A 15,007-nucleotide genomic window follows, 5' to 3' on the forward strand; every position below is an offset into this window, starting at 1 on the left:
TGTGCACAGTCAATTCAGGGTCGCAGGGTGGGCACACAAAGCCGACGTATCGACTTCACTTTTATGTCCCTTCTGCGCTGACTTCTTATCATTATTGGCTTCAGCTACCCGGCGACAGCCGCCCCACGCGACGTATACAGGAGTACGTTGCGGGAACAGACCAAACCAGGACGGCGCGCAGAATATCACGGCAAAAGGCCGTTATGCGCTGTTTGGCTAATTGACAACGCCAAAACAACCGCTTTAGCGCGCTGGATCGGCCACAGTGTCAAGCCTGGCGGGCGCGACGTGGGGTCACAGCCTGGCAATCGCGCGGGAACTCTGGTGCAAATGGCTGTTCTAGACACCTTCGTCGTTGCTTGCGTAGCATCGGCGGCTGTCTTTCGTGCCCTTCATCAAAACAGAGCGATTCATGTCTATCCAGCAAACACCCGGGCATGTGCTGCCCGCGCGCAGTGCCGCCAAAATGGAAGCGGCCATGGCCGTGGGCGCGTTCGCAATCGGCACCGGCGAATTCGCCATCATGGGCCTGATGCCCGACATCGCCCATAACCTGAACTTGAGTGAACCCCAGGTCGGCCACGCCATCAGCGCTTATGCGTTGGGCGTAATGGTCGGCGCGCCGCTGCTGGCGATCCTCGGCGCCAAATTGCTGCGCAAACACATGTTGCTGTTGCTGATGGGGCTGTATGCGTTGGGCAATCTGGCCACGGCGTTTACCCCGACCTTCGGCTCGCTGGTAGCGTTTCGCTTTATCAGCGGCCTGCCCCATGGCGCCTACTTCGGCATTGCCGCCGTGGTGGCCTCCAGCATGGTGCCCACCGACAAACGCGCCGGCGCCGTGGCCCGCGTGATGATGGGCCTGACCCTGGCCATGCTGTTGGGCAACCCCATCGCCACCTTCCTCGGCCAGTACCTAGGTTGGCGCTCGGCGTTTGCACTGGTGAGTGCGATTGCTCTATGCACCATCGCTCTGGTCTGGCAGTTCGTGCCCCACCGCCATGACGAACAACGCAGCGACCCGCGCAAAGAACTGCGCGCCTTCACCAAACCCCAGGTCTGGATGGCCCTGGCCATCGGCGCCATCGGCTTTGCCGGGATGTTCTGCGTATTCAGCTACCTGGCGCCGACCATGCTGGAAGTGACCAAGGTGTCGCCCCAGTGGATCCCCTTCGGCCTGGCAGCCTTCGGTGTGGGCGGGATCATCGGCAATATCGCCGGCGGTAAGCTTTTCGACCGCCTGCAATTTCGCGCGGTGGGTCTGATATTGGTGTGGTCGATGGCGGTGCTGCTGTTCTTCCCCGTCGCCGCATCCTCGTTATGGGGCGTGCTGCTAAGCATGGGCCTGGTCGGCACCATGGTGTCACTGGCCGCACCGCTGCAAATCCGCCTGATGGACATCGCCCACGAAGCCCCCAGCCTGGCAGCGGCCTCCAATCATGCGGCATTCAACCTCGCGAACGCCCTGGGGCCGTGGTTCGGCGGCATGGCGATCACCGCCGGGTACGGCTGGACCAGCACCGGCTACATCGGCGCCGCCACCGCACTGGTCGGCCTGGGCATCTATTTGATCGCCCGCCGCATGCAAGGCGGCCACTAACGCCACCCGCTCCACTGGAGATCAAACTGTGGGAGGGGGCTTGAACTGGTCAAGTATTCTTGGACACCATTTAAGGTTCATGCCGCCAGTCTCTCCCTGATGACCGGCGACCGGTAATCGTTGTAACTGTGGGGCCTGGTGATGTTGTAGCGCGAGACATAACGCTGCACGTCTGCTCGGGCCTCATGTTCTGATGCGTAACCCGTCTCGGGCACCCACTCTGATTTCAAACTTCCAAAGAAACGCTCCATCGGAGCGTTATCCCAGCATTCACCTTTACGGCTCATGCTTTGCCGCAGGCCATGCGCCAGCAGCTCATTCCTGAACTTATGACTGGTGTACTGACAGCCTTGGTCTGAATGAAACAGCACCTCTTTAGGACGACCTCTGAGCTCAACCGCCATCCGCAAAGCCTCGCAGGTCAGCGTGGCATCGGAAATCATCGAAAACGACCAGCCCACGATCCGACGGGCGAACAAATCCAGAATCGCAGCGAAATACAGCCACCGCTTGCCGACCTTGATGTACGTCACGTCGCCACACCACACCTGATTGACCGCCGTGACATCAAACTCACGCTTGAGCACGTGCGGTGCCACCAAAGCTTCTACGCCGGACGATTTGTACTTATGGCGTCGGCGCTGGCGGCTGGCGATCCCCGCTTCGCGCATCAAACTGCGAGCCAAGTACCGGCCGATGCGATGCCCTTTCTCTTGCAGCTCCTTCGCCAAAGTCCTCGCTCCCGCAGAAGCTCGCGATGCCTTGTGATGCTTGACCAGCGCGGCTTTAAGCTGCTCTCGCTGAGGGTTAGCCTTACCTTGGCGCTGACGCCAAGCGTAAAAGCTGCTGCGGTTGACGCCGAACGCCCGGCAACACCGATTAACGCCGTACTGCTCGTCCAGCTCATCGATCAGCGTGAATGATCTTTGGCGTCCAAAAGCAGGAGAGCACTGGCCTTTTTTAGGATTTCGATGTCCAGGTCTTTCTCCCTGAGCAGGGCTTTGAGCCTCTGAATTTCTCGCTGGTCGGCGGTAATCGCCTTGGCGCCTACCGGCGTCGAGCCCAAACGCTCTTTGCGTACCTGATCAACCCAACGACGCAAGGCGGTAGGGCCTATATCCAAACTGGCACACACCTCGGTAACCGGCTGGCCTTCGTCCAGCACCATGCTGGCAGCCTTGAGCTTGAACTCACTCGAATAAGATTTACGCATATCCAAACACCTCAGATTTGGGCGCCATCATAGCGCCCGATTGAAGTGTCCAAAATCATTAGGCCAGTTCAGCTTGCCCCCGATAGCGATGGGCCAGTCAATACACCACTGACTGACCCATCACCCCATCAATCATCATGCAACAACCCCGCCCCATACTCCCCATAACTGCTCCCCAACCCACTGCCGCCAAAATTCATCTTGGCGGCTTTGTTGGGGCTGTGGTCGCCAAAGGCTTGGCACCCGCCTGAAAAACACGGGTCGCTGCTGACAGCAGAAGACGATGAACACGCGCTCAACAACAACGCACCGGCGATCAACACGACTTTGACAAGGTTTGAAGTCATTTTCGGTTCCCTAGGGGCTGGAGGCTCGGCGGTCCTCGCTTGAGCAGATCGTAGACCTACCGGGCAGAAACGATGATGAAACTTTAATGCGCGACAGGGTGGGTTCAGGCTCCTGCCGGACGGAGACGAGGCTCTTGAACGCGCAACGTTTCGGATGCATCCCTGATAAACTGCGCCCCATTCGCCTCGCTGACTCAGATCCCCCATGCTCTTACAACCCGCTCCACTCTCCCGCCGCTTCTCCGTCGCCCCGATGATGGATTGGACCGACCGCCACTGCCGGTTCTTCCTACGCCTGCTCTCCAAGCACGCCCTGCTCTACACCGAGATGGTCACCACCGGTGCGATCCTGCATGGCGATCACGAGCGCTTCCTGCGCCACAACGAAGCCGAGCACCCGCTGGCGCTTCAACTGGGCGGCAGTGTTCCCGCCGATTTGGCGGCCTGTGCGCGCATGGCCGAGGCGGCTGGTTACGATGAGGTGAATCTGAACGTCGGCTGCCCCAGCGACCGTGTGCAGAACAATATGATCGGAGCGATCCTGATGGCGCATCCGGCGCTGGTAGCCGATTGTGTGAAGGCGATGCGTGATGCGGTGTCGATTCCAGTGACGGTCAAGCATCGCATCGGTATCAACGGCCGCGACAGCTATGCCCAGTTGTGTGATTTCGTTGAGACAGTCAACGAGGCAGGCTGCACCAGTTTTACGGTGCATGCGCGGATTGCGATTCTTGAAGGCTTGTCGCCGAAGGAAAACCGCGACATTCCACCGTTACGCTATGACGTGGCGGCGCAGTTGAAGCAGGATTTTCCGGCGTTGGAGATCGTGCTCAATGGTGGGATCAAGACGCTTGAGCAGTGCCAGGAGCATTTGCAGACGTTCGATGGGGTGATGCTCGGACGTGAGGCATATCACAATCCCTATCTGCTCGCGGAGGTGGATCAGCAGTTGTTTGGCAGCGAGGTGCCGGTGATTAGTCGTGCCCAGGCGCTAGCGCAGTTGCGCCCCTATATTGCTGAGCATCTGGCGAGTGGTGGGACGATGCATCACATTACTCGGCATGTGCTGGGCTTGGGCACCGGTTTCCCTGGGGCACGCAAGTTCAGGCAGTTGTTGTCGGTGGATATTCATAAGGCGGCGGATCCGCTGGCGTTGCTGGATCAGGCTGGGGCTCTGCTGGAAGGGCGTTGATGGGATTGCTTGCAGGGGGCAGCCAAGCGTGGATTGGCTGGCGCTGCTATAGGGGGCAAGCCCCCTCCCACATTTTGACCTGGTTTCGTCAGCAGGTATTCGGGCAGTTGGGTTGAACCTGCGAGCGCTTTTGTCCTCCTATTGATCACCACGGCCGGTAATTCAAACGGCTGTTTTCAGGTTGTTGCCCTCGCAAACGATCGAACGCATTTGCGCCCTTGAGCGCTTGTTGGCGCTCGGGTAATGTCATCAGACCCATAGGACAGAGCACGCCCATGACTTCCAAGCTGGAACAACTCAAGCAGTTCACCACCGTCGTAGCCGATACCGGCGATTTTTCCACGCTCGCCAAGCTCAAGCCGCAGGATGCCACCACCAACCCTTCCCTGCTGCTCAAGGCCGCATCGATTCCAGGCTATGCCAAGCTGTTGGATGAATGCGTGCAGGACTGCAACGGCGACGTAGGCCTGGCCAGCGACCGGTTTGCGGTGGCGGTGGGTCAAGAGATTCTCAAAGTGGTACCGGGCCGTATTTCCACTGAGGTGGACGCCCGTTTGTCGTTCGATGAAGGCGCGATACTCAAGCGTGCGCACCGCCTGATCGACCTGTACGAAAAAGCCGGCGTTGGCCGTGACCGTGTGCTGATCAAAATCGCCTCCACCTGGGAAGGCATTCGCGCTGCGGAAAAGCTGGAAAAAGAAGGCATCCAGACCAACCTGACGCTGCTGTTCTCCTTCGCTCAGGCTGTGGCCTGTGCCGAAGCCGGTGTGTTCCTGATTTCGCCGTTCGTGGGCCGCATCTACGACTGGTACAAGAAAGCCAATGGCAATGACTACACCGGCGCCGACGATCCAGGTGTGCAGTCGGTGACGCGCATCTACAACTACTACAAGGCCAATGGCTACAAAACCGTGGTCATGGGCGCGAGCTTCCGCAATCTGAGCCAGATCGAAGAACTGGCCGGCTGTGATCGCCTGACCATCAGCCCGGACTTGTTGGAAAAGTTGGCGGCGGATGAAGGCAAGTTGGAGCGTAAGTTGTCGCCAGGCCATGCGGGCGAGGCGCGCGTGCATATGACTGAAGCGCAGTTCCGTTGGGAGTCCAACGAGGATGCGATGGCAACCGAGAAACTGGCCGAGGGTATTCGCCAGTTTGCGCGGGACCAGGAGAAGCTGGAGGCGCTGCTGTCCGCTAAGCTGTAAACGGCGGAGGCGACAAAAAGGGCGGTACCTGTGAGGGTACCGCCCTTTTTTGTGCCGATGTCTCAGGCCGATGTCATTTCAACAGTGGAAGATACATTGATTGACACTGCGTTATCGGGGGCAAGCCCCCTCCCACAATGGGGCGAATGTTAGGCAGAGGCTCAGTGGCGCTCTAGGGCGTTGACCAGATCGTGGAAGGCTTCGCGATTGGATTCGTTGAGACCCATCAGGATCTTGTGCGCCTCCAGCACCTTAACCCGCACCACTTCCTCGGACTGGTCCTGAGAGGGCAGGTCAGTCAGGCATTCCGGGCAAGGTATCGGGCGATCGACGATGTTGAACACCTGATCGAAGCCCATGGATTGCAATAGACGGGTGATGTCCTCGTGGGTCGTCACCACCGTCGGCAACAGGCCGACCTTCTGGCGCGACAGAATGGACAGCTTGGCCAGCAGCCCCAGCGTGGTGCTATCGATACTGCGGGTTTCGGTCAGATCGATCACGATCGCCGAGAAATTCAGCGCAGTGAAGATCCGCTCAATCGTCGCATCCAGCGCCGAACACAATGTCAGGCGCACTTCACCGACAAACTTCAGGACAAACGTCCCGTCTTGCTCGGCGAATTGGATTCTTCCGGTACTCATCAAAGATTCCTGCTCAACACCAGTAGGGCGATATCATCCGGCATCTCCCCCAGCGTGGCCAATCCAAAAACCTGCCGCAAGCCATCCAGGCTGCCGCCCGCCGACTTGACCCGTTGGGGCAAGGCAGCTTCTTTCTCTTTGAGTGTAGGCTCTGGAAGAAGATCCAAAATGCCGTCGGACATCAGCGTAAGACTGAACGTCGGCGGCAGTTCCAGAATATGGTCTTCGTAGGTGGCTTCATTGAACAAGCCTACGGGCAGGCCACGGCCTTCCAGGTAACGCACACTGTCGGGAGTGTATAAAACAGGCATCGGCAGGTGACCGCCGATACTGTAGGTCAAAAGACCAGTTTCTTCGTCAATTACGCCGCCGACCATCGTCACATGCTTGCCCAGCTTGCAGCTGATCAGGCCTCGATTGATGTGGCCCAGTACCTGTGACGGAGTGAACTCCGGCAAGGTGCCATTGCGTTTGGATTCAAACAACAGCCGTGTGGTCATGAACTTCAACAGCACGGTCACAAAGGCGGATGAAGCACCGTGGCCGGACACGTCCGCCAGGTAGAACGCAACGCGGCGCTCATCGACGCGGAAATAGTCGACAAAATCTCCCGACAGGTACAGCGACGGGATGATCTGGTGGGCAAACCGGAACTCATCGATCGTCCACGGGCTTACCGGCAGCATGTTCATCTGTACCTGACGACCGGCGTTCTGGTCTTCCTGCAGCAGATTCAGGCTGGCTTCCAGCTCGCGGTTGGCGGTTTCGAGCTTTTCACGGTAGCGCTGGTTTTCCAGCAGCAGACGCGCACGGTCCAAGGCACGGCGTACCGAGTGCTCCAGCACCGCCAGGTCTTCCAGGGGTTTGATCAGGTAATCGGCGGCGCCCAAGCGCAAGGCTTCGACGGCATCATTCATCACGCCAGCGCCGGACACCACAATCACCGGCGTCTGCGGCGCCAGCTCGGTGACTTGGCGAATCAGCTCAAGGCCACCCATCTGGGGCATGCGCAGGTCGCAGATCACGAGGTCGGGCTTATCGCGCTCGAACACCTGGAGACCCTGTTGGCCATTACTGGCCTGCAGGACGCTGAAGCCACTGTCTTCCAAATAGGCCGCGAGGCTCGCGCGCACTACTTCGTCGTCATCGATTATCAGCAGCGTGGCACTGGTTTTTTGCATGTGGGCAAACGGCGCCAGAATTAGGTTGGCGTAGGCGGCGCGGCAATGGCCGGGCTCATACTACTGGATTCGCTTTCTAGCCTCTCTGTCCTACAAAGCATAGGCCTTTGGCCCACGCACAACTGTAAAGCAGAGGTGCCCTTCTAAGGCGCAGACGGTACTCCCATCCGCCAGGTGTTTCAAGCTCATGCCGATGGTCGCCGGGCGTCTTTACACCGCAAATCACCGGGAGTTATAAGAACAACCAAGACCACAACACAAAGTAAGGATGAAACCGATGAGCGACCGAGAGCGCGACTACGCCGAAAAACGCGATTTCATCCGCATGCGGGTGGATACCAATGTGTCTTTGATCCACGCAGGCCAGGAAATTGAAGGTGTTTGCCTGGACCTTTCCAGCTCCGGTATGCAGGTGCAGGCGCCTCGTCAATTCAGCGTCGGTGACCTGCTGAGCGTGCGCATTGACTCCGAGCACGCAGCACTCAAGGGTCTTGAAGCCGATACCGAGGTGGTTTGGATCAACGCGCAAGACGAGCAACAGAAGCTGGGGCTCAAAATCTTGAAAATGAGCTGAAAAGCGCGCACAAAAAAGGCGACCCTACAGAGGTCGCCTTTTTCATTTCAATATGTCACAGCTTAAAAGTCGTCAACCACCTTGCCATCTCGAACCTTGAACTCGCGGTTCTGCAGGTAAGCATTGCGGATGAAGGTGTACTTGTCACCGGTGATCAGCTTCTCGCTGTCGAGCAAGCTGGCACGGGTGTCGATGATGTTCAGGCCCATGGTGCTGTTGCGCCAGTCGATATCGTTCATATAGCGATACGGCTGGGTGTAGCTATCGACATACTTGGACGGTGCATCACGCAGCGTACTAGGCCCCAACAGCGGCAGCATCACGTACGGACCGCTGCCCACGCCCCAGTAACCCAAGGTTTGGCCGAAGTCTTCGTCACTGCGTTGCAGCCCCATTTTGGTGCCGACATCAATAAAGCCCAGCACGCCAAATGTGGTGTTGACCAGCAAACGGGCCGTATCCACACCTGCGTTATGGGGTTTGAGTTGCAGCACGTTGTTGGCCAGGTTGCCGACATCGCCGATGTTGCGGAAGAAGTTATGGATGCCGTCTTCGACAAATTGCGGGGTGATCCACTGATAGCCTTGAGCCAAAGGCTTGAGGGCGTAGGTATCAACCGTGTCGTTGAATGTGAAGATCGGGCGGTTGATGCTTTCCCATGGATCGTCTTCCGATGCAGCCTGTACGGCGAACGGCGCCAGCATCACAGTGGCACACACCGACAGCTGAGCGAAATAATGGCTCCAGCGCATAGCTTTAGCTCCTTGAATGGTCTGTCATGGGCGCTATGCCCTGAATAAGGCCGTTAGTATATGACGGAAGTATCCAATTAGGCAGCCGCTAGGAAACGACATACGCAAAATGGACAAAATTCCTACAATTAAATAAAGCTGTCATCGCCTTGTCATCCCGTCTCGATAGCGTTTGAGCTATTTCAGGGACGTCGACATGCCACACGCCGAAATTGCCAACGCCAGCGCTCCTACCCTGACTGCCGTGTTGTTCGGCCTGAGTGGCTGCCTGGTGGACTTTGGTTCCCAGGCGCGCACCGATTCATCGTCGCCACACTCCCAAGCCACCCCAGGCGCTCTGAACGTCCTACGCAGCCTGAAGGAACAAGGCGTGCCGTGCGCCTGGTTGGATGAGCTGCCTCCTACCGTGACCACGCCATTGGCAGCCGTACTGCCGCGCTGGCTCAAGGCCGCGACGCCCTCCCCGATCCGCTGGCCGGCGCCCCATGCCTGCTGGCAAGCCTTGATGGAGTTGAATATCGAGCGCTTGGAAGGCTGCGTACTGGTCAGCGGCGAGCCGCGCCTGTTGCAGTCAGGCTTGAATGCCGGACTGTGGACCATCGGCCTGGCCTCCTGCGGCTCGCTGTGCGGCCTGGCGCCCGAGCAATGGCAAGCGCTCAGCGAACAGGAACGCGAGTACAAGCGCGGTAAAGCCACCGTGGCGTTGTATGGGCTGGGCGTGCACTCGGTGATCGATCACCTCGGCGAACTCGGCACCTGCCTGGCGGACATCAGCCTGCGCCAACTCAAAGGCGAGAAGCCCTGATCGAGATCATGCACAGTCGCCGCCAGTGAATTAATCTACGAGTAAGTCCGTAGACCTTTCCCGGCGTGCCGCGGTCTATGCCAGTGCCTATCGATAAAAGGAAGAATGTGATGCCTGATCGCGAGAAGTTAAAACAGCAGGCCGATATTGTGAGCAAACAACTGGAAGAGCATCCAGATTTGCCCCTCGAAAAGCGCCAAGCACTGGAAAAACTGGTTGCCGATTTGAATTTTCAACTTCAAATGGAACCGGGCGCCCAGTCACCCAGCATTGCCGACGATTTCAACAAAGCGGCGATCGAGTTTGAATCCAGTCATCCCGGGCTGGCTGGAGCGTTTCGCAATATAGTCACTACCCTGGGCAGTATGGGCATCTAACCCGAGCCCAAGCCGAACCCAAGACCAAATGTGGGAGCTGGCTTGCCTGCGATACCGGCGTATCAGTCACTGGATAAATGACTGAAAGATCGCAATCGCAGGCAAGCCAGCTCCCACAGTATTTTTGGATAAAGGCTTACTGACGCGCGAGCCTCATGTTTAAGAACTGAGTATTCTCGGTGCTTCGATATGGGTTGATGTCCAACCCACCCCGCCGCACATACCGTGCATACACCGTTAGCTTCTCCGGGTTCAGCAAACGCTGCACATCCAGGAAAATCCGCTCCACGCACTGCTCATGGAAGTCCGAGTGCTGGCGGAAGCTCACCAGGTATTCCAGCAAACTGGCGTGATCCAGCGCCGCCCCCCGGTACTCCACCACCACGCTGCCCCAGTCCGGCTGACTGGTGACCGGGCAATTGGACTTGAGCAAATGGCTATGCACGCTCTCCTCGACGATGCGCGATGCATCGCAGCGCAGCAGCTCTGGGCGCGGATGTTCGTAACTGCTGACCTTGATATCCAGATCGTCGATACATACACCCGGCAGCGCCTGTACGCCTTCGGCTTCCACATCGGCCAGGCTGCGGATGCGCACGCCCACCGGTTTGCCGGCCGCCGCGCTGAGGTCGGCGCGCAGGGTCGCTTCCAGGCTCTGGCTGTCGGCAAAAGCACTCTGGTTCAACGAGTTGAGGTACAGCTTGAAAGACTTGGATTCGATGATGTTCGGCGAATCGGCGGGGATGCTGAATTCACCGATGGCCACCACCGGTTTGCCCGATGGCAACAGCCACGACAGCTCGAAGCAGTTCCAGAAATCCACGCCTTGGTACGGCAGGGTTTCGGCGCTCAGGCCCAGCTCGGCCCACTTGGCGGCGCGGGGAATCGGGAACAGCAACGACGGAGTGTAAGTGGAGATGTATTCACTGGACTTGCCCAGCGGCGAATGTTCGGCTGCGGGATGCATGGCGGAAACCTGGCTAAATAAACCGCGCCAGTCTAACAGCCTTGCCCCCGCCTTTGCGCCTCAGCCGCTCACTGGCTGACGTTGACCTTACCCACCATGCCGGCCTGATAGTGGCCCGGTAGGTTACACGCGAACTCCAGGCCAGTGGCTTGCTTGAAGGTCCACGTCAGTTCAGCCGTCTTGCCCGGCTCCACCAGCACGCTGTTGGGATCGTCATGTTTCATCATCCCATCGTGCCCCATGGCGCTGTGGTCCATTTTTCCCATGCCGGTGGCGGTGAGCATGCCGCTGGCCTGCATCTGCAACATTTCCTTCTGGTGCTGTGCATGCATCGCCGCGTCGCCCAGGTTGAATTCGTGCAGCAGGTTGCCTTTGTTGACCAGTACGAAACGCACCGTCTCACCGGCCTTTACATCGATGGATGCTGGCGAGTAGGCAATGTCCTGCATCGTCACTTCCACGGTACGCGTGGCTTTGTCGGCCGGCGCCGGCTGGCCGAACGCATAGGTGGAAGCACCATCGGCCAGCGCATTGAAGCTCAACGCCAACAGGCAGCCCGCCAATAGCAGGGGTGTACGCAATGCCATCGCTATTCTCCAAAAAAATGTAATCCGCTTGAGACGCACTCTAAGATGGCGCCGCTGCCAGCCAGCTGACTGCTAGATTACAACTTTGTCAGGTTGCGCCTTTGCCCTGGCGCCCACGGTATAAAGCCCTTCGTTACTCGTTGCCTAGAGCCGCCCATGAAACTGCTGATCGTCGAAGACCAACCGAAAACCGGCCACTACCTGCGCCAGGGCCTGGCCGAGGCAGGTTTCACCACCGAATTGGCGATCGATGGTACTACCGGGCAGCACCTGGCATTGTCCGGTGACTACGACCTGTTGATCCTCGACGTCATGCTGCCGGACCGCGACGGCTGGCAAATCCTGCAAGCGGTGCGTGCCGCCGGCCTGGAAGTGCCGGTACTGTTCCTCACCGCGCGTGACGCCGTGGAAGACCGCGTGCATGGCCTGGAACTGGGCGCCGATGATTATCTGGTCAAACCGTTCGCCTTTTCCGAACTGCTGGCCCGCGTGCGCAGCCTGTTACGACGCGGTAGCAGCACGCCCCAGGAGACTGCGCTGCAGTTGGCCGACCTGCGCCTGGACCTGATCCGCCGCCGCGTCGAACGCGACGGCCAACGTATCGACCTCACGGCCAAGGAATTCTCCCTGCTCGAATTGCTGCTGCGGCGCCAGGGCGAAGTGCTGCCCAAGTCGCTGATTGCCTCCCAGGTGTGGGACATGAATTTCGACAGCGATACCAACATCATCGAAGTGGCGATCCGCCGTCTGCGCCTGAAAGTCGATGACAACTTCCCCAATAAACTGATCCACACCGTGCGCGGCATGGGCTATGTGCTGGAGGAGCGAAGCAATTGATCCGACGCCTGTCCCTGGCCAGTCGCCTGGCGCTGTTGTTTGCCGCCTGTACTGCGGTGGTCTCGTTGTTGGCCGGCGTGCTGTTCAATCGAGCCAGCGAGGCGCATTTCCTGGAGTTGGACCAGCAACTGCTAGACAGCAAACTGATTGCGCTACGCGGCACCCTGCAAGGCGTCGATTCCCCGCAGGAGTTCGCCCAACACCAAGCCCCTTTACAGGCCGAACTCAGCCGCCAACCGGACCTGGCGCTGCGCATCACGGCCGCCGGCCAGCGCTGGTTTGACAGCACAGCGAACCTGACCCTGCCGGAATCGCCCGGCCTGCATAGCCTGCGACTGGCCGGCACGGACTATCGGGTGCTCAACACACCGCTGATTGTGGGCCAGGCCGATTCGCCGCAACTGAGCCTGCTGCTGGATATCACCCACCATCAGCATTTCCTGCAACGCATGCAACAGTTGATCTGGCTTACCGTCGGCCTCTCGGCACTGGCCACCGCCCTGCTCGGCGCCTGGGCTGCGCGCAGCGGGTTGCGGCCTCTGCGGCGCATGGGCGAAGTCGCGGCCAGTGTGTCGGCCAACTCCCTTACCCAACGCCTGCCCCAGCAACATATGCCCGCCGAACTGGCGGAACTGGCCCAGGCCTTCAATGCCATGCTCGGTCGCCTGGATGACGCATTCCAGCGCCTCTCGGCGTTCTCCGCCGACATCGCCCATGAACTGCGCACGCCGCTGTCGAACCTGCTGACCCACACCCAGGTCATCCTCACCCAGCCGCGCCCGCTGGAAGATTATCGCGAGGCGCTGCACAGCAACCTGGAAGAACTGCAATGGATGGCGCAGTTGGTCAACGACATGTTGTACCTGGCCAAGGCCGACCATGGGTTGCTCACGCCCAAGCGCGAGCCCCTGGCGCTGGCGGATGAAGTGGAGGCGCTGCTGGAGTTTTTTGCGCTGCTGGCCGAAGACGCCAATGTGCGCCTGGTGCGTGAGGGCGCTGCCCAAACGCGCGGCGATCGCGGCATGTTGCGCCGGGCGTTGTCGAACCTGCTGGACAACGCGCTGCGCTTCACCCCGGCCGGGGGCGAAGTGCGGGTGACGATGCTTGAGGATGCGCACGGGGTGAGGTTGGCGGTGGAAAACACTGGCGATGGCATCCCGGCGCCGTTACTGCCGAGATTGTTCGACCGCTTCTATCGGGCAGATCCAGCGCGGCGCGAAGGCAGCAGCGAGCATGCCGGCTTGGGCTTGGCGATTACCCAGTCGATCGTGCGAGCCCATGGGGGGCGGATTTTTTGTGAATCCGCGGCTGGAGTGACAAGGTTTGTGATTGAGTTGCCCAGGGTAAATTGATGCAAGACAGGCCGGCTCTATCGGGGGCAAGCCCCCTCCCACACCTTGAACGCCGTTCTTATGTGGGAGGGGGCTTGCCCCCGATAGCGGTCTCAATGATTACGAATATCTCAGCGCATGTGCCGGCTCGATCTTCGCCGCGCGATACGCCGGGTAGATCGTCGCCAGAAAGCTCAGCACAAAACCGGCCGAGCAGATCAGCAGCACGTCGCCGCCCTGCAGCTCGGAGGGCAGGTTACTGACAAAATACACATCCGAACTGAAGATATGCTGTCCGGTCACGCGCTCCAGCCAACCCACCAGTTCGCTCACGTTCAGTGCCGCGATCACGCCGAGTACGCCGCCGATCAAGGTGCCGACGATGCCGATCACGGTGCCCTGCACCATGAAAATCGCCATGATCTGCCGCGGCGTGGCGCCGATAGTGCGCAGGATCGCGATGTCCGCGCCCTTGTCGTTCACCACCATGATCAACGTGGCGATGATGTTGAACGCGGCCACGGCGACAATCATCAGCAGCAACAGGCCGATCATGGTTTTTTCCATTTTCATGGCGCTGAACAGGCTGCCCTGGGTGTGGGTCCAGTCATCGGCCTTGTAGCCCGCACCCAAACTGGCGGCGATATCCGCCGAAACCTTGGGTGCCGCGTACAAGTCTTTCACCGCCAGACGCACGCTTTGCACCTGGTTCGGCTGCCAATGCTGTATCTCGGCAGCGTCGGCCATGTTGATCAGCGCCATGGAACCATCCAGCTCAGCGCCTACCTTGAAGATCCCCACCACATTCAACCGCTGCATGCGCGGGGTGATGCCGCCTGGCGCGCTACTGAGTTCCGGCACGATCAGGGTCAGCTTGTCGCCCACATTGAGGCGGAAACGCCGCGCGGTGATCTCACCGACCACCACGCCGAACTCGCCGGGCCTCAAGTCTTCCAGTTTGCCGCGCACGATATGCTGGGCCACGATCGACACCTTGCCTTCCTGGGCCGGGTCGACGCCGCTGATTTCAATCGGCTGCATGGCACCCTTATAGGAAAACATGCCGTCCATTTGCGTGAAAGGCACTGCGGCGGTGACCTGCGGGTTCTTCATCGCCGCGGCGGCCACTGGCTGCCAATCGTCAATGGGCTTGACGCCGACAATGGTCGCATGGGGCACCATGCCGAGAATGCGCGAACTCATTTCGCGCTGAAAGCCGTTCATCACCGACAGCACCACGATCATCGCCAGTACGCCGAGGGCGAGGCCGATCATCGAGGTCATCGAGATAAACGAGACAAAACGGTTGCGGCGCTTGGCGCGGGTATAGCGCGTGCCGATAAAAATCGATAACGGTCTGAACATTCGCGGGCACCGTTGGAAAAATAGAAAACCCGG

17 protein-coding genes are annotated in these 15,007 nt (G+C 59.3%); 8 read left to right on the forward strand and 9 right to left on the reverse strand.

Annotated features, from left to right (window positions below; genetic code table 11):
• Positions 1-412: 412 nt before the first annotated feature.
• Positions 413-1,600 (forward strand): MFS transporter, encoded by a 1,188-nt coding sequence (locus tag K1567_RS07925; protein ID WP_034096502.1) that lies wholly within the window; start codon positions 413-415, stop codon positions 1,598-1,600.
• A gap of 77 nt (positions 1,601-1,677) precedes the next feature.
• On the opposite strand, the gene K1567_RS07930 is transcribed toward K1567_RS07925, so the two are convergent.
• From K1567_RS07930 to K1567_RS27490, 3 genes are all read right to left on the reverse strand, one after another.
• The gene (locus K1567_RS07930) at positions 1,678-2,514 is read right to left on the reverse strand and encodes an IS3 family transposase (RefSeq protein WP_052448344.1); all 837 of its coding nucleotides are present in this window, start codon (positions 2,512-2,514) and stop codon (positions 1,678-1,680) included.
• On the reverse strand, positions 2,511-2,813 hold the full coding sequence (locus K1567_RS27930; RefSeq protein ID WP_040267329.1) for a transposase: 303 nt from the start codon (positions 2,811-2,813) through the stop codon (positions 2,511-2,513). Before K1567_RS27930 ends, K1567_RS07930 begins: the two co-directional genes overlap by 4 nt.
• Before the next feature lie 128 nt (positions 2,814-2,941).
• On the reverse strand, positions 2,942-3,160 hold the full coding sequence (locus K1567_RS27490) for a hypothetical protein (RefSeq protein WP_082238613.1): 219 nt from the start codon (positions 3,158-3,160) through the stop codon (positions 2,942-2,944).
• Positions 3,161-3,365: 205 nt separating this feature from the next.
• Between K1567_RS27490 and dusA the strand changes: the two genes are divergently transcribed.
• Positions 3,366-4,352, forward strand: a complete 987-nt coding sequence (gene dusA, locus K1567_RS07935; RefSeq protein ID WP_220698330.1) for a tRNA dihydrouridine(20/20a) synthase DusA — start codon at positions 3,366-3,368, stop codon at positions 4,350-4,352.
• A 275-nt stretch (positions 4,353-4,627) separates the two neighbouring features.
• Positions 4,628-5,554 (forward strand): transaldolase, encoded by a 927-nt coding sequence (gene tal, locus K1567_RS07940; protein ID WP_034096500.1) that lies wholly within the window; start codon positions 4,628-4,630, stop codon positions 5,552-5,554.
• 161 nt (positions 5,555-5,715) lie between these two features.
• On the opposite strand, the gene rssC is transcribed toward tal, so the two are convergent.
• Positions 5,716-6,198: an anti-sigma factor antagonist RssC gene (gene rssC, locus K1567_RS07945; RefSeq protein ID WP_003172602.1), complete on the reverse strand. Its 483-nt coding sequence runs from the start codon at positions 6,196-6,198 to the stop codon at positions 5,716-5,718.
• Positions 6,198-7,379, reverse strand: a complete 1,182-nt coding sequence (gene rssB, locus K1567_RS07950; protein WP_034096499.1) for a two-component system response regulator RssB — start codon at positions 7,377-7,379, stop codon at positions 6,198-6,200. The genes rssC and rssB overlap by 1 nt, the downstream gene beginning before the upstream one ends.
• Before the next feature lie 277 nt (positions 7,380-7,656).
• Here rssB and K1567_RS07955 point away from each other — a divergent pair, with 277 nt between their 5' ends.
• On the forward strand, positions 7,657-7,953 hold the full coding sequence (locus tag K1567_RS07955; RefSeq protein ID WP_047882761.1) for a PilZ domain-containing protein: 297 nt from the start codon (positions 7,657-7,659) through the stop codon (positions 7,951-7,953).
• A 62-nt stretch (positions 7,954-8,015) separates the two neighbouring features.
• On the opposite strand, the gene K1567_RS07960 is transcribed toward K1567_RS07955, so the two are convergent.
• On the reverse strand, positions 8,016-8,705 hold the full coding sequence (locus K1567_RS07960) for a VacJ family lipoprotein (RefSeq protein ID WP_034096497.1): 690 nt from the start codon (positions 8,703-8,705) through the stop codon (positions 8,016-8,018).
• 196 nt (positions 8,706-8,901) lie between these two features.
• Here K1567_RS07960 and K1567_RS07965 point away from each other — a divergent pair, with 196 nt between their 5' ends.
• Together K1567_RS07965 and K1567_RS07970 are read left to right on the forward strand one after the other, a co-directional pair.
• Positions 8,902-9,510, forward strand: coding sequence for a hypothetical protein (locus K1567_RS07965; RefSeq protein ID WP_034096496.1), 609 nt, complete (start codon positions 8,902-8,904; stop codon positions 9,508-9,510).
• A 110-nt stretch (positions 9,511-9,620) separates the two neighbouring features.
• Positions 9,621-9,887 carry a DUF4404 family protein gene (locus tag K1567_RS07970; protein ID WP_034096495.1) on the forward strand — a complete coding sequence of 89 codons (267 nt, stop codon included), beginning with the start codon at positions 9,621-9,623 and terminating at the stop codon, positions 9,885-9,887.
• Positions 9,888-10,023: 136 nt separating this feature from the next.
• Here K1567_RS07970 and queF read toward each other — a convergent pair whose 3' ends face one another.
• Positions 10,024-10,854, reverse strand: coding sequence for an NADPH-dependent 7-cyano-7-deazaguanine reductase QueF (gene queF / locus K1567_RS07975; RefSeq protein WP_220698331.1), 831 nt, complete (start codon positions 10,852-10,854; stop codon positions 10,024-10,026).
• Between the two features lie 68 nt (positions 10,855-10,922).
• Entirely contained in the window at positions 10,923-11,441 is a 519-nt protein-coding gene (locus K1567_RS07980) for a plastocyanin/azurin family copper-binding protein (protein ID WP_040267649.1), read from the reverse strand.
• A gap of 156 nt (positions 11,442-11,597) precedes the next feature.
• On the opposite strand from K1567_RS07980, the gene K1567_RS07985 reads away from it, so the two are divergent.
• Both K1567_RS07985 and K1567_RS07990 read left to right on the forward strand, forming a co-directional pair.
• Positions 11,598-12,278, forward strand: a complete 681-nt coding sequence (locus K1567_RS07985; protein ID WP_034096492.1) for a heavy metal response regulator transcription factor — start codon at positions 11,598-11,600, stop codon at positions 12,276-12,278.
• Positions 12,275-13,630, forward strand: a complete 1,356-nt coding sequence (locus K1567_RS07990; RefSeq protein ID WP_220698332.1) for a heavy metal sensor histidine kinase — start codon at positions 12,275-12,277, stop codon at positions 13,628-13,630. Before K1567_RS07985 ends, K1567_RS07990 begins: the two co-directional genes overlap by 4 nt.
• Positions 13,631-13,729: 99 nt before the next feature.
• Here the strand turns inward: K1567_RS07990 and K1567_RS07995 are convergent, their stop codons facing one another.
• Positions 13,730-14,974 carry a lipoprotein-releasing ABC transporter permease subunit gene (locus tag K1567_RS07995; protein WP_167416529.1) on the reverse strand — a complete coding sequence of 415 codons (1,245 nt, stop codon included), beginning with the start codon at positions 14,972-14,974 and terminating at the stop codon, positions 13,730-13,732.
• Positions 14,975-15,007: the final 33 nt, after the last annotated feature.

This window comes from Pseudomonas sp. S5F11, assembly GCF_019641515.1.
Lineage (GTDB): Bacteria > Pseudomonadota > Gammaproteobacteria > Pseudomonadales > Pseudomonadaceae > Aquipseudomonas > Aquipseudomonas rhodesiae.

Excerpts from the sequence above, each read along its gene's own strand:
- K1567_RS07965 (WP_034096496.1), top strand. The coding sequence starts at position 8,902 with ATGCCACACGCCGAAATTGCCAACGCCAGCGCTCCTACCCTGACTGCC.
- K1567_RS07995 (WP_167416529.1), bottom strand. The coding sequence starts at position 14,974 with ATGTTCAGACCGTTATCGATTTTTATCGGCACGCGCTATACCCGCGCC.
- K1567_RS07960 (WP_034096497.1), bottom strand. The coding sequence starts at position 8,705 with ATGCGCTGGAGCCATTATTTCGCTCAGCTGTCGGTGTGTGCCACTGTG.
- rssB (WP_034096499.1), bottom strand. The coding sequence starts at position 7,379 with ATGCAAAAAACCAGTGCCACGCTGCTGATAATCGATGACGACGAAGTA.
- K1567_RS27490 (WP_082238613.1), bottom strand. The coding sequence starts at position 3,160 with ATGACTTCAAACCTTGTCAAAGTCGTGTTGATCGCCGGTGCGTTGTTG.
- K1567_RS07970 (WP_034096495.1), top strand. The coding sequence starts at position 9,621 with ATGCCTGATCGCGAGAAGTTAAAACAGCAGGCCGATATTGTGAGCAAA.
- K1567_RS07925 (WP_034096502.1), top strand. The coding sequence starts at position 413 with ATGTCTATCCAGCAAACACCCGGGCATGTGCTGCCCGCGCGCAGTGCC.
- K1567_RS07980 (WP_040267649.1), bottom strand. The coding sequence starts at position 11,441 with ATGGCATTGCGTACACCCCTGCTATTGGCGGGCTGCCTGTTGGCGTTG.
- K1567_RS07985 (WP_034096492.1), top strand. The coding sequence starts at position 11,598 with ATGAAACTGCTGATCGTCGAAGACCAACCGAAAACCGGCCACTACCTG.
- queF (WP_220698331.1), bottom strand. The coding sequence starts at position 10,854 with ATGCATCCCGCAGCCGAACATTCGCCGCTGGGCAAGTCCAGTGAATAC.
- dusA (WP_220698330.1), top strand. The coding sequence starts at position 3,366 with ATGCTCTTACAACCCGCTCCACTCTCCCGCCGCTTCTCCGTCGCCCCG.
- tal (WP_034096500.1), top strand. The coding sequence starts at position 4,628 with ATGACTTCCAAGCTGGAACAACTCAAGCAGTTCACCACCGTCGTAGCC.
- K1567_RS07955 (WP_047882761.1), top strand. The coding sequence starts at position 7,657 with ATGAGCGACCGAGAGCGCGACTACGCCGAAAAACGCGATTTCATCCGC.
- K1567_RS27930 (WP_040267329.1), bottom strand. The coding sequence starts at position 2,813 with ATGCGTAAATCTTATTCGAGTGAGTTCAAGCTCAAGGCTGCCAGCATG.
- rssC (WP_003172602.1), bottom strand. The coding sequence starts at position 6,198 with ATGAGTACCGGAAGAATCCAATTCGCCGAGCAAGACGGGACGTTTGTC.